This window comes from Stenotrophomonas sp. GD04054, assembly GCF_029836955.1.
In the GTDB taxonomy this organism is placed as follows: Bacteria; Pseudomonadota; Gammaproteobacteria; order Xanthomonadales; family Xanthomonadaceae; genus Stenotrophomonas; species Stenotrophomonas maltophilia_A.
This window is the reverse complement of sequence record NZ_JAOECR010000015.1, coordinates 41,894-53,878: the sequence shown is the minus strand read 5'-3', so window position 1 is coordinate 53,878 and position 11,985 is coordinate 41,894. Positions and strand designations below refer to the sequence as shown.

The following is an 11,985-nucleotide window of genomic DNA, read 5'->3' as shown; positions in this document are numbered from 1 at the left end:
CGAGCCATGCTCGACTGCTTTTTCCGGGCCGCCTGCCATCTACAGCAGAAGCAGTCGGGCAGGGCTCGACGCTGCAGTTCAGGGCACCGCGAAACCGGCCCTGCGCAGCAATCCGCATACCGCAATCAGCGGCAGGCCGACCAGCGCGGTCGGGTCGCGGTTGTCGATGGCGTCGAACAGGCTGATGCCCAGGCCCTCGCATTTGAAGCTGCCGGCGCAGTCCAGTGGCTGCTCGGTGGTCACGTAGCGGGCGATCTCGTCCGGTTCCAGTGCGCGGAAGCAGACTTCGGTCAGATCGACGGCCGTGAATGATTCTCCATCACGGCTGAGACAGACGGCGGTGTGGAAGCGCACGGTCTGCCCGGACATCGCTGCCAGCTGCGCACAGGCGGCCTCGACCGTACCGGGTTTGCCCAGCGGCTGGCCGTTCAGGTCCGCGACCTGGTCCGAGCCGATTACCCAGGCGCCCGGATGGCGGGCAGCCACCTCGGCGGCCTTGGCCGCAGCCAGGCGCGTGGCCAGAGCCCGCGGCGCTTCGCCATTCAACGGGGTTTCATCCACCTCCGGGCGCGCGCAGTCGAAGGCAAGGCCCAATCGCTGCAGCAGCTCGCGGCGGTAGCGGGAGGTGGAGGCCAGGACCAGTGACATGCGAGAATACCGGGGCAGGGCGCGGCAGTCTGGCGTGTCCGCAGCGCCAGCGGCAAGTCCTGTATGGCGGGCATTTGACAGCCGCCGCCCCGATCCTTAGTATTCAGCGGCTTATGTCCGCGAACGTGCCCGAAACGCTGGATGCCTGGCGGATGGTTGTAGCGCGAAGGCGCTTCGACGGTCAGGTGTCCCTGGCTGAATTGACCCGCCTGCAGGGGTTGGTCGCAGATACCGACGGTGAGTGCAATTACTCGCTTGAATTCGGTCGCGACGACGTCTTGCGGGTATCCTATGTGGAACTGACCATCGACACCGCGTTGCCGCTGACGTGTCAGCGCAGCATGCAGCGATTCCTGTTGCCGGTGAAGGTGACCCAGAGGCTTGGCCTGATCCGCGACGAGGACGAGGAATCGTCCCTGCCGGAGGAGTACGAGGCGTTGCTGGTGCCGGAAGACGGCCAGCTGCGTCCGCTGGACCTGGTCGAGGACGAGTTGGTGCTGGCGGTGCCTGTGGTGCCGCTGTCGCCCGACGGTGAGGCAGTCGATCAGGACTGGGCACCGAGCGAAGAAGAAACAAAGCAGGCCAACCCGTTTGCGGCGTTGGCGGCATTGAAGAAACAATAGCAGCCGGTTGTCGTCGGCGGCTGCGGCGAAAGCGAAAAGTGTGCTGGGCGCTGGCGTCCTGTGCGACGAAACGACGAAGCAAAACGAACCGAGTTTGGAGCAATCCCATGGCTGTCCAGAAATCCCGTGTTACCCCGTCCCGCCGCGGCATGCGTCGTGCGCATGACGCCCTGAGCGCCAAGCAGCTGTCGACCGACCCGACCACCGGCGAAGTGCACCTGCGTCACCACATCACTGCCGATGGTTTCTACCGCGGCAAGAAGGTCATCCAGACCAAGACCTCGGCCGTCGAAGAAGATTGATGTGCCGGGAAGGCCGCTGCCTCCGGGCAGCGGCCTTTGCCTTCTTTCCCGGGTGTGCCGGTGATCGGCGGCCCGCGCAACAGGAAACATGATGAGCAAGCGGATCTACTCGAGGATCGCGGGCACCGGTAGCTATTTGCCGGAAAAAGTCCTGACCAACGCCGACCTGGAAAAAATGGTCGAAACCTCGGATGAGTGGATCCAGTCGCGCACCGGCATTCGTGAGCGGCACATCGCGGCCGAAGGCGAAACCACCAGCGACCTTGGCTACAACGCCGCCCTGCGCGCGCTTGAAGCCGCAGGCATCGACGCCTCGCAGCTCGACATGATCGTGGTCGGCACGACCACCCCTGATCTCATTTTCCCGTCCACCGCGTGCCTGATCCAGGCAAAGCTCGGTGTGGCCGGGTGCCCCGCCTTCGACGTCAACGCCGCCTGCTCGGGCTTCGTGTTCGCGTTGGGCGTGGCCGACAAGTTCATCCGCTCCGGCGACTGCAGGCACGTGCTGGTGATCGGCACCGAAACGCTGACCCGCATGGTCGACTGGAACGATCGCACCACCTGCGTGCTGTTCGGCGATGGCGCCGGTGCTGTCGTGCTCAAGGCCGACGAAGACACCGGCATCCTCAGCACCCACCTGCATGCCGATGGCAGCAAGAAGGAGCTGCTGTGGAACCCGGTTGGCGTTTCGACCGGCTTCAAGGACGGCGCCAATGGCGGCGGCACCATCAACATGAAGGGCAACGACGTGTTCAAGTACGCCGTCAAGGCGCTGGACTCGGTCGTGGACGAGACTCTGGCTGCCAACGGCCTGGACAAGTCCGACCTGGATTGGCTGATTCCGCACCAGGCCAACCTGCGCATCATCGAAGCCACCGCCAAGCGCCTGGACATGTCGATGGACCAGGTCGTGGTCACCGTCGACAAGCACGGCAACACCTCGTCCGGCTCGGTGCCGTTGGCGCTGGACGCCGCCGTGCGCTCGGGCAAGGTCGAACGTGGCCAGCTGCTGCTGCTGGAAGCCTTCGGCGGCGGCTTCACGTGGGGTTCGGCTCTGCTGCGCTATTGATAGTGCAAGTTACGACAACGTGAAGCTTTGTCGTTGCGGCCCCTTTGGGGCCGTAACGCGTTTAAGGAGGACCTGTCATGGTTGAGCCCATCGTCATCGAAGGGCAACGTGCCTGGCTGAAGCAGTACGGCAAGGGAAGCCGCGCGCTGGCCCTTGGCCTGCTCAATTTTGTTGCCCGTCGTTTTCATCTGGATGCCCTGCGCCCGCCGCCGCACCGTGGCGGTGACGCCGCGCGCGAAACCGAAGCCCGCCGCCTTGCAGAACTGCAGGCGCAGGGCGTGAACGTGCCCGATGTGCTGGGCACCGGCCATGCTGCGCTGGTGATCGGCGACAACGGCAGTTCGTTCAATACCTGCCTGCGCGAAGCCGACGAGGCCGGTCGCGACCGCCTGGTGATGGCGGCCATGCTGGCCATTGCCGCAGCGCATGCGCGCGGCGCCTATTTCGGTCAGCCGTTGCCGCGCAATCTCACCTGGGATGGCGAGAAGGTCGGTTTCATCGACTTCGAGGAAGATCCGCTGGAAGTGATGGATCTGTCCGAAGCGCAGGCCCGCGACTGGCTGATGTTCGGCTATGGCGTGGCCAAGTACTACGCCGACCGCCCCGAGCACCTGCAGGCGATGATGGCCGAGGCGATGGGCGATGCGCAGGCGCCGGTGCGCGAGCACGTGCATGCGGTCACTGGCCGCCTGCGCAGCCTGGCCCGGGTCTGCATGAAGCTGGGCCGCTCGGCGCGCGCGCTGGCCCACTCCATCTTCATCGCCCATGGTGCCAGCACCGCTGGCGTGCTGATGCTGGTGGGCCTGTGCGTGGATTTCCTCGCCGACGGCGATCTGGACGTCCTGCAGCTGTTCTGCTGACTGTGCGTCCGCCGGGCCATGCCCGGCGGCGTTCCGCGGCAGGCCCACCATACGCGTGCATACGCGCACGTACAGACGACACGGCATGTTCCCCCTTATCATGGCCCGCTTCGATTGCAACAAGCGGATGACCGCGTGACCGTATCCACCCTCGCTTTTGTCTTCCCCGGCCAGGGCTCGCAGTCTGTGGGCATGGTGGCCGAGCTGGCTGAACTGCACCCGCAGGTGCGTGAAGCCTTCACCGAGGCATCCGATGGTGCCGGCGTCGACCTGTGGGCGCTGTCCCAGGGTGGCCCGGAGGAAATGCTCAACCGCACCGAATACACCCAGCCGGCCCTGCTGGCCGCAAGCATCGGCGTGTGGCGCGCCTGGAACGCCGTGGGCGGTCCGCGCCCGTCGGTGCTGGCCGGTCACAGCCTGGGCGAGTACACCGCCCTGGTTGCCGCTGGCGCGCTGAGCCTGCATGACGGTGCGCACCTGGTGCGCCTGCGCGGCCAGCTGATGCAGGAAGCCGCACCGGCCGGCGTCGGTGCCATGGCCGCCGTGCTCGGCGCCGAAGACCAGCTGGTGCTGGACGTCTGCGCCGAAGCCGCAGGCAGCCAGGTGGTGGTGCCGGCCAACTTCAATTCGCCGGGCCAGATCGTGATCGGTGGCGACGCCGACGCGGTCGACCGTGCGCTGGCGCTGCTGGCCGAGAAGGGCGTGCGCAAGGCGGTCAAGCTGGCCGTGAGCGTGCCCTCGCACACCCCGTTGATGCGCGAAGCCGCCAACCGCCTGGCCGAAGTGATGGCCGGCCTGGCCTGGCAGGCGCCGCAGCTGCCGGTGGTGCAGAACGTCGACGCCAAGGTGCATGACGGTATTGACGCGATCCGTACCGCGCTGGTCCAGCAGCTGTACCAGCCGGTGCAGTGGACCGGGTGCGTGCAGGCGCTGGCCGGCCGTGGCGTCACCCGGATCGCCGAGTGCGGCCCGGGCAAGGTGCTGACCGGCCTGGTCAAGCGCATCGACAAGGCCATCGACGGCCGTTCGCTGGCCACGCCAGGCGACTTCGAAGCCGCCCGCGAGGCATGGTCGGCCTGATCCCCCTTGTTCCTGCCGACCGTACCGGTGGCCGCTGCACGCGGTACGGTACGGCGGCCGTCCCAGCCTGAGGAAAACATCATGAGCAAGCCCCTGCAGGGTGAAATCGCACTGGTCACCGGCGCCAGCCGTGGCATTGGTGCCGCCATCGCCGATCTGCTGGCCGCCCAGGGCGCCACCGTCATCGGCACCGCCACCACTGAATCCGGCGCCGCCGCGATCGGTGAGCGCCTGGCCGCCCACGGTGGCCACGGCCGCGCGCTGAACGTCACCGACGCCGCCGCGCTGGACAGCGTGCTCGATGGCATTGCCAAGGAATTCGGCCCGATCTCGATCCTGGTGAACAATGCCGGCATCACCCGCGACAACCTGCTGATGCGCATGAAGGACGAGGACTGGGCGTCGATCATCGACACCAACCTGACCAGCGTGTTCCGCACCAGCAAGGCGGTGATGCGCGGCATGATGAAGGCGCGCAAGGGCCGCATCATCAACATCGCATCGGTGGTGGGCGTGACCGGCAATGCCGGCCAGGCCAACTACGCTGCCGCCAAGGCCGGCATCATCGGCTTCAGCAAGTCGCTGGCCAAGGAAATCGGTTCGCGCGGTGTCACCGTCAATGTTGTCGCACCTGGCTTCATCGACACCGACATGACCAAGGCGTTGCCGGAAGAAGCGCGTACCGCGCTGATCAACGACATCGCCCTCGAACGCCTGGGTTCGCCGGAAGACATCGCCCATGCGGTGGCCTTCCTGGCCGGCCCGGCTGCCGGTTACATCACCGGCGAAACCCTCCATGTGAACGGTGGCATGTACATGCCGTAAGCAAGGGGCGCAGGGATTGCGCCGCAAGTGGTTGATCTGCGGAGGTTTTTGCTGCGATGCAAGGCCGCGCCGGTTTCCACTACACTATCCCACGGCCATCGCCTTTGATGGCGACCACTTTTGAACCACAACTCCATCTGGAGCGAGATCCCATGAGCACCATCGAAGAACGCGTCAAGAAAATCGTCGTCGAACAGCTTGGCGTCAAGGAAGAAGAAGTCACCAACAGCGCATCGTTCGTCGATGACCTGGGCGCTGACTCGCTGGACACCGTCGAGCTGGTGATGGCCCTGGAAGAAGAATTCGAGTGCGAGATCCCGGACGAAGAAGCCGAGAAGATCAGCACCGTGCAGGCCGCCATCGACTACATCAAGGCCCACGTCAAGGCCTGATGTCAGACGGCAGTGCGCGCGCGGGCTCACGCTCGCCGCGCACCGCACCCCATGGGGCCGCTGTTGCGGCCCCGTGTGTTTGAGCATCACACCGAAGCAAACCGAGTTGCCCGTTGAAATCATCCGGGCCAGGAGAATCAGCAATGAAGCGTCGCGTCGTCGTAACCGGCCTGGGTATCGTCTCGCCGTTGGGCAATGATCTGGCCAGCAGCTGGGAAGGCATCACCCAGGGTCGTTCGGGCATCGGTCCGCTGACCAACGTTTCTGATGCCTATCTGGATCGGTTCACCACCAAGATTGCAGGTGAGGTCAAGGGATTCGACATCACCGCCGACAATGAACTGTTCGGCAAGTTCCGGGTCAGCGGCAAGGATGCCAAGAAGATGGACCCGTTCATCCATTACGGCCTCGGTGCCTCGTTCATGGCCCTGCACGACTCGGGCCTGGAGATCACCGACGCCAATGCCGAGCGCATCGGCGCCATCGTCGGTGCCGGCATCGGCGGCCTGCTCGGCATCGAAGAGCAGACCATCGAGTTCCATGAGGGCAAGAAGATCTCGCCCTTCTACGTGCCCAAGACCATCATCAACATGCTGCCGGGCCAGCTGAGCATCATCACCGGCCTGAAGGGCCCGTCGTTCTCGGCGGTGTCTGCGTGCGCGACCTCGAACCATTCGATCGGCACCGCCATGCGCATGATCCAGTACGGCGATGCCGACGTGATGGTGGTCGGTGGTGCCGAGCGTGGCTCGTCGCCGACCGCACTGGGCGGCTTCTGCGCGATGAAGGCCATGAGCACCCGCAACGACGCCCCGGAACAGGCCTCGCGCCCGTGGGACAAGGACCGTGACGGCTTCGTGCTGGGCGACGGCGCCGGCATCCTGATCCTGGAAGAGTACGAGCACGCCAAGGCACGTGGCGCGAAGATCTACTGCGAACTGGCCGGCTTCGGCGCCAGCTCCGACGCGTACCACATGACCGCACCGAGCGAGAACGGCGAAGGCGCCGCGCGCTGCATGGTCATGGCCATGAAGGACGCCGGCGTGACCCCGGAACAGGTGGGCTACCTCAACGCGCACGGCACCTCCACGCCGCTGGGCGACCTGGGCGAGACCATGGCGATGAAGACCGCCTTCGGCGACCACGCCTACAAGATGATGGTCAGCTCCACCAAGTCGATGACCGGCCACCTGCTCGGCGCTGCCGGTGGCGTGGAAGCGATCTTCTCGGTGATGGCGCTGCAGGACAACGTCATCCCGCCGACCATCAACCTGCAGCAGCCGGGCGAAGGCTGCGACCTGGACTACGTGCCCAATGAAGCACGCCAGGCCAAGGTCGACGTGGTGATGTCGAATGGCTTCGGCTTCGGCGGCACCAACGGCACGCTGATCTTCAAGCGCGTCTGACCGAGTTGCAGCGTCGGGCCATGCTCGACTCCGCCGTTGTGTAGAGTCGAGCCATGCTCGACTGAACGTGCGTCACGCACGAGGAGGCCGCCGCAAGGCGGCTTCCGTGCATCTGAATCCCCGAACTGGCTGCCATGACCCACGCACCGCTGATCCACCCGCTGCCGCACCCGATCGATCTGCTGGCCCTGCAGCAGCACGACCCGTCGCGCTTCCCGCTGCTGATGGAATCCACCGCCTCGGGCACCGCCCAGGGCCGCTGGAGCCTGCTGCTGGCCGCGCAGGGCGATAGCCTGCGGCTGGATGCCGATGGCCAGGTGCGCGACCAGCACGACGCGGTACACGCCGGCAGCTTCCTGCAGGTACTGGACCGCGCCTGGCAGCGCGAACGCCTGCCGCACGACGGCAGCCACAGCCTGCCGTTCCGCGGCGGCTGGGCGTTGATGCTGGATTACGAAGTGGCCAGCCAGATCGAGCCGGTGCTGCCGGCGCGTGCGCGCGAGGACGGCCGCCCGACTGCGCTGGCGCTGCGCTGCCCGGCCGCGGTGCTGCACGACCACCACAACGAGGCCAGCTTCGTCATCGTCGAAGCCGGCGAGCAGGCGTTGCTGGATGCGCTGGTGGCGCTGGCCTCGGCCACGCTGCCCGAAGCCGGGCAGGGCTGGCAGCCACCGCAGTCGGTCGGCGAGGACGCGCCGCAGCGCTTCACCGACGGCGTGCGCCGGGTGATCGAATACCTGCGTGCCGGCGATGTGTTCCAGGTGAACCTGTCGCGGCGCTGGAGCGCGCAGTTTGCCGCACCGGTCAGCCCGCAGGCGCTGTACGCGCAGCTGCGCCGTGCCAACCCGGCACCGTTCGCCGGCCTGTTCAGCGCGCACGGCCGCCATGTGGTCAGTTCCTCGCCGGAGCGGCTGGTGTCGGTGCATGCCGGCCACGCGCAGACCCGTCCGATTGCCGGCACGCGTCCGCGCTTCGAGGGGGACGATGATGCTGCGCGCATCCAGGAGCTGGTCGGTCACCCGAAGGAGCGTGCCGAGCACGTGATGCTGATCGACCTGGAACGCAACGACCTGGGCCGTATCTGCCTGCCCGGTACCGTGGTGGTCGATGAGCTGATGACCGTGGAGAGCTACGCGCACGTGCATCACATCGTCAGCAACGTCAGCGGCCATCTGCGCCCGGAGATCACCCCCGGCGAGGTGGTCGCCGCCACCTTCCCCGGCGGCACCATCACCGGCTGCCCGAAGGTGCGCTGCATGCAGATCATCAGCGAGCTGGAGCAGGTGCCGCGTGGTGCCTACACCGGCGCGTTCGGCTGGCTGAACCGCGATGGCGACCTGGACCTGAACATCCTGATCCGCACCGCCGAAGTGGATGGCCACGAGGTGAGCTTCCGCACCGGCGCCGGCATCGTGGTCGACTCGGACCCGGACAAGGAACTGGACGAGACCCGCGCCAAGGCCCGCGGCCTGCTGCGCGCGCTCGGCCAGCAGGGGTAGTGCCGGCCGCTGGCCGGCAACCCCATTCCCCCACGGTGGGTGCCGACCGTTGGTCGGCACGCAGGCGCCACCCCGGTCATGACCCCAATCCACCGGCACGGTATCCTGCACGACGGAATCGAGTTCAGAGGTAGTCCATGGCGGGAGCCAAGCGCGGGTGTCTGTTCGTGGTAACGCTGGTGGTGGTGCTGGCCGCCGTCGTGGCCGGCGCGGGCGCATGGTTCTTCTACCAGCAGACCCGGTTCGCCGACGCCCCGATCACCCCGTCCGCCGAGAGCGTGGTCATCGCCAGCGGCGATGGCATGAACAGCGTGCTGCGCAAGCTGCGCGACGCCGGCGTGGACGAGGGCCAGGACGCGCAGTGGCAGCTGCTGGCGCGTCAGCTCGATGCGGCCGGCAAACTGAAGGTGGGTGAGTACGCGCTCAGCAACGACCTGACCCCGCGTGATCTGCTGCTGCGCATGCGCGCCGGCAAGGTGCTGCAGCATCGAGTAACGATCATTGAAGGCTGGAACATCCGCCAGTTGCGTGCCGCGCTCAAGCGCGCCGAGCCGCTGCTGCACACCACCGACAACCTCGATGACGCCGCGTTGATGCAGCGCCTCGGCTTCGGTGGCCAGCATCCGGAAGGCCGCTTCCTGCCGGAGACCTACGTCTACCAGCGTGGCGACAGCGATCTGGATGTGCTCAAGCGTGCTCACGCTGCAATGCAGGACGCACTGGATGAAGCCTGGGAAAGCCGCGCGCCGGACCTGCCGATCAACACGCCCTACGAACTGCTGACGATGGCCTCGATCATCGAGAAGGAAACCGCGCTGGCCAGCGAGCGCCCGCAGATTGCCGGCGTGTTCATGCGCCGCCTGAAGATCGGCATGCGCCTGCAGACCGACCCGACCGTGATCTACGGCATCGGTGCTGCGTATGACGGCAACATCCGCCGCCGCGACCTGACCACCGATACGCCCTACAACACCTATACCCGCGCCGGCCTGACCCCGACCCCGATCGCCATGCCCAGCCGCGATGCGCTGATGGCAGCCGCGCAACCCGCAGCGGGCGACGCGCTGTACTTCGTCGCCGTGGGCGATGGCAGTGGCGCGCACGTGTTCTCGCCCAGCCTGGACCAGCACAACGCCGCAGTGGCCCGCTACCTGCAGCAGCTGCGCCAGCAACGTACCAAGGAGACCCCGGCGCAATGAGTCCAGCGCTGCTTCGCCACCCGCGTTTCGTCAGCCTGGAAGGCGGCGAGGGCGCAGGCAAGACCACCGCCATCAATGCCATCCGTGACTGCCTGCGCAGCCACGGCCACGAGGTGGTGCTGACCCGCGAGCCGGGCGGTACGCCGCTGGCCGAGCGCATCCGTGGCCTGGTGCTGAAACCCGATGCCGAGATCGCCGCCGAGCCGCTCAGCGCCGAAGCCGAGCTGCTGCTGGTGTTCGCTGCACGTGCGCAGCATGTGCGCCAGGTGATCCAGCCGGCACTGCAGCGCGGCGCCTATGTGCTGAGCGATCGCTTCACCGATTCCAGCTATGCCTACCAGGGCGGTGGCCGCGGCCTCGATCCGCAGTGGATTGCCGATCTGGAACGACGCGCGGTGGGCCTGCTGCCGGGCCTGACCCTGCTGCTGGACGTGGACGTGGCAGTGGGCCGCGCGCGCGCCAATGGCCGCGACCTGTGGCCAGACCGCATCGAGAGCGAACAGGATGATTTCTTCCAGCGCGTGCGCGAAGTGTTCCGCAGCCGCGCGCAGCAGGACCCGCAGCGCTTCGCGCTGATCGACGCCGGCCAGGTGCAGGCGCGTGTAGCGGCTGATGTGGTCGCGCAGGTCGAGCGCTGGCTGCAGGACGGGGAGGGCGCATGAGCACATTCTCGCCGTGGCAGCAGCGCGCGTTCGATCAGACCGTGGCAGCGCTCGATGCCGACCGCCTTGGTCATGGCCTGCTGATCTGCGGCCCGGCCGGGCTGGGCAAACGCGAGGTGGCACTGGCGCTGGCCGACCACGTGCTGGCGCGCGGCGATGCCGCGCATGCCATGCGCACGCGCCAGCTGATCGCCGCCGGCACCCATCCTGACCTGCAGCTGGTCAGCTTCATTCCGAACAAGAGCGGCGACAAGCTGCGCACCGAGATCGTCATCGAGCAGGTGCGCGAGATCACCGACAAGCTGGCGCTGACCCCGCAGTACGGCGTGGCGCAGGTGGTGATCGTCGACCCGGCCGATGCGATCAACCGCTCGGCGGCCAACGCGCTGCTGAAGACGCTGGAAGAGCCGCAGCCCGGCCGCTACCTGTGGTTGATCAGCAGCGACCCGGCGCGCCTGCCGCAGACCATCCGCAGCCGTTGCCAGCGTCTGGAATTCAAGTTGCCGCCGCAGCACGAAGCGCTGGCCTGGCTGCAGCAGCAGGGCCACAGCGAAGCATCGGCGCGCGAAGCGCTGGACGCGGCGCGCGGCCACCCCGGCCAGGCCGACAACTGGCTGCGCGAAGATGGCCTGAGCCTGCGCCGCGAAGTGGGCCGCGAGCTGGAACAGCTGGCCGCCGGCAAGACCGGCGCGGTGGAGCTGGCGCAGAAGTGGTGCGGTGATGACAACGCGGCGCTGCGCCTGCGCTTCGCTGCCGACCTGGCGCTGGCCCAGGCCAGCACCGATGCCTTGACCACGCCGGAGCGATTGCACAAGCTTGCAGCCTGGTTCGATGCGGCCAACCGCACCCGCGACCTGCTGCGCACCACGGTGCGTGCAGACCTTGCCGTGGTCGAGTTGCTGCTGGCCTGGAACAAGGTGAACGAGCGGCCTGCCGCAAGGGGAAATCGATGAGTGCCAGCAACGCCCGCCAGGGCATCCTGTCCCTGGCCGTGAAGGACAAAGCCGCGCTGTACAGCGCGTACATGCCATTCGTGAAGAACGGCGGCATCTTCGTGCCCACGCCCAAGCGCTACTTCCTGGGTGACGAAGTGTTCCTGTTGCTGACCCTGCCCGATTCCAGCGAGCGCCTGCCGGTGGCCGGCAAGGTGATCTGGGTGACCCCGGCCGGCGCGCAGGGTAACCGCACCGCCGGCATCGGCGTGCAGCTGGCCGACGGTGCCGAAGGCGAGGGCGTGCGCCACAAGATCGAGACCCTGCTGGCCGGCCTGACCGGCTCGGACAAGCCGACGCATACGATGTGATTGCGGTAGCGCCGGGCGATGTCCGGCTGCATTCGCCGAAACGCCGTGAACCCGCTGTTCTGTAGAGCCGAGCCATGCTCGGCTGCGCACCCCGAAAACACCCGTGAACACGAATGT

General features: G+C 67.0%; 14 protein-coding genes. 13 read left to right on the top strand and 1 reads right to left on the bottom strand.

What is annotated here, in order from left to right; translation table 11 throughout:
• Positions 1-78 precede the first annotated feature (78 nt).
• Positions 79-648, bottom strand: coding sequence for a Maf family nucleotide pyrophosphatase (locus tag N7573_RS09485; protein ID WP_049400644.1), 570 nt, complete (start codon positions 646-648; stop codon positions 79-81).
• A 113-nt stretch (positions 649-761) separates the two neighbouring features.
• Between N7573_RS09485 and N7573_RS09480 the strand changes: the two genes are divergently transcribed.
• From N7573_RS09480 to N7573_RS09420, 13 genes are all read left to right on the top strand, one after another.
• A complete protein-coding gene (locus N7573_RS09480; RefSeq protein ID WP_071228022.1) occupies positions 762-1,271 on the top strand; it encodes a YceD family protein in 510 nt (169 codons plus the stop codon).
• Positions 1,272-1,378: 107 nt separating this feature from the next.
• Complete coding sequence (gene rpmF / locus N7573_RS09475) at positions 1,379-1,573, top strand: 50S ribosomal protein L32 (RefSeq protein WP_004154640.1); 195 nt, start codon at positions 1,379-1,381, stop codon at positions 1,571-1,573.
• A 91-nt stretch (positions 1,574-1,664) separates the two neighbouring features.
• The gene (locus N7573_RS09470) at positions 1,665-2,642 is read left to right on the top strand and encodes a beta-ketoacyl-ACP synthase III (RefSeq protein WP_032127766.1); all 978 of its coding nucleotides are present in this window, start codon (positions 1,665-1,667) and stop codon (positions 2,640-2,642) included.
• A gap of 77 nt (positions 2,643-2,719) precedes the next feature.
• Positions 2,720-3,502: a hypothetical protein gene (locus tag N7573_RS09465; RefSeq protein WP_032127765.1), complete on the top strand. Its 783-nt coding sequence runs from the start codon at positions 2,720-2,722 to the stop codon at positions 3,500-3,502.
• A gap of 135 nt (positions 3,503-3,637) precedes the next feature.
• Positions 3,638-4,582 carry an ACP S-malonyltransferase gene (fabD, locus tag N7573_RS09460; protein WP_032127764.1) on the top strand — a complete coding sequence of 315 codons (945 nt, stop codon included), beginning with the start codon at positions 3,638-3,640 and terminating at the stop codon, positions 4,580-4,582.
• An 81-nt stretch (positions 4,583-4,663) separates the two neighbouring features.
• Positions 4,664-5,407, top strand: a complete 744-nt coding sequence (gene fabG / locus N7573_RS09455; protein ID WP_004146899.1) for a 3-oxoacyl-ACP reductase FabG — start codon at positions 4,664-4,666, stop codon at positions 5,405-5,407.
• A gap of 152 nt (positions 5,408-5,559) precedes the next feature.
• Entirely contained in the window at positions 5,560-5,799 is a 240-nt protein-coding gene (gene acpP / locus N7573_RS09450) for an acyl carrier protein (protein WP_005415509.1), read from the top strand.
• Positions 5,800-5,942: 143 nt separating this feature from the next.
• The gene (gene fabF / locus N7573_RS09445) at positions 5,943-7,205 is read left to right on the top strand and encodes a beta-ketoacyl-ACP synthase II (protein WP_049463472.1); all 1,263 of its coding nucleotides are present in this window, start codon (positions 5,943-5,945) and stop codon (positions 7,203-7,205) included.
• A 134-nt stretch (positions 7,206-7,339) separates the two neighbouring features.
• Positions 7,340-8,704: an aminodeoxychorismate synthase component I gene (locus tag N7573_RS09440; protein WP_279943140.1), complete on the top strand. Its 1,365-nt coding sequence runs from the start codon at positions 7,340-7,342 to the stop codon at positions 8,702-8,704.
• 137 nt (positions 8,705-8,841) lie between these two features.
• Positions 8,842-9,903, top strand: a complete 1,062-nt coding sequence (gene mltG / locus N7573_RS09435; RefSeq protein ID WP_164079916.1) for an endolytic transglycosylase MltG — start codon at positions 8,842-8,844, stop codon at positions 9,901-9,903.
• A complete protein-coding gene (tmk, locus tag N7573_RS09430; RefSeq protein ID WP_049400648.1) occupies positions 9,900-10,565 on the top strand; it encodes a dTMP kinase in 666 nt (221 codons plus the stop codon). Before mltG ends, tmk begins: the two co-directional genes overlap by 4 nt.
• Positions 10,562-11,518: a DNA polymerase III subunit delta' gene (locus N7573_RS09425; RefSeq protein WP_164079917.1), complete on the top strand. Its 957-nt coding sequence runs from the start codon at positions 10,562-10,564 to the stop codon at positions 11,516-11,518. The genes tmk and N7573_RS09425 overlap by 4 nt, the downstream gene beginning before the upstream one ends.
• Positions 11,515-11,868 carry a PilZ domain-containing protein gene (locus tag N7573_RS09420; protein ID WP_005412452.1) on the top strand — a complete coding sequence of 118 codons (354 nt, stop codon included), beginning with the start codon at positions 11,515-11,517 and terminating at the stop codon, positions 11,866-11,868. Before N7573_RS09425 ends, N7573_RS09420 begins: the two co-directional genes overlap by 4 nt.
• Positions 11,869-11,985: the final 117 nt, after the last annotated feature.

Excerpts from the sequence above, each read along its gene's own strand:
- N7573_RS09440 (WP_279943140.1), top strand. The coding sequence starts at position 7,340 with ATGACCCACGCACCGCTGATCCACCCGCTGCCGCACCCGATCGATCTG.
- tmk (WP_049400648.1), top strand. The coding sequence starts at position 9,900 with ATGAGTCCAGCGCTGCTTCGCCACCCGCGTTTCGTCAGCCTGGAAGGC.
- acpP (WP_005415509.1), top strand. The coding sequence starts at position 5,560 with ATGAGCACCATCGAAGAACGCGTCAAGAAAATCGTCGTCGAACAGCTT.
- N7573_RS09465 (WP_032127765.1), top strand. The coding sequence starts at position 2,720 with ATGGTTGAGCCCATCGTCATCGAAGGGCAACGTGCCTGGCTGAAGCAG.
- N7573_RS09470 (WP_032127766.1), top strand. The coding sequence starts at position 1,665 with ATGAGCAAGCGGATCTACTCGAGGATCGCGGGCACCGGTAGCTATTTG.
- rpmF (WP_004154640.1), top strand. The coding sequence starts at position 1,379 with ATGGCTGTCCAGAAATCCCGTGTTACCCCGTCCCGCCGCGGCATGCGT.
- N7573_RS09485 (WP_049400644.1), bottom strand. The coding sequence starts at position 648 with ATGTCACTGGTCCTGGCCTCCACCTCCCGCTACCGCCGCGAGCTGCTG.
- N7573_RS09480 (WP_071228022.1), top strand. The coding sequence starts at position 762 with ATGTCCGCGAACGTGCCCGAAACGCTGGATGCCTGGCGGATGGTTGTA.
- fabF (WP_049463472.1), top strand. The coding sequence starts at position 5,943 with ATGAAGCGTCGCGTCGTCGTAACCGGCCTGGGTATCGTCTCGCCGTTG.
- mltG (WP_164079916.1), top strand. The coding sequence starts at position 8,842 with ATGGCGGGAGCCAAGCGCGGGTGTCTGTTCGTGGTAACGCTGGTGGTG.
- N7573_RS09425 (WP_164079917.1), top strand. The coding sequence starts at position 10,562 with ATGAGCACATTCTCGCCGTGGCAGCAGCGCGCGTTCGATCAGACCGTG.
- N7573_RS09420 (WP_005412452.1), top strand. The coding sequence starts at position 11,515 with ATGAGTGCCAGCAACGCCCGCCAGGGCATCCTGTCCCTGGCCGTGAAG.
- fabG (WP_004146899.1), top strand. The coding sequence starts at position 4,664 with ATGAGCAAGCCCCTGCAGGGTGAAATCGCACTGGTCACCGGCGCCAGC.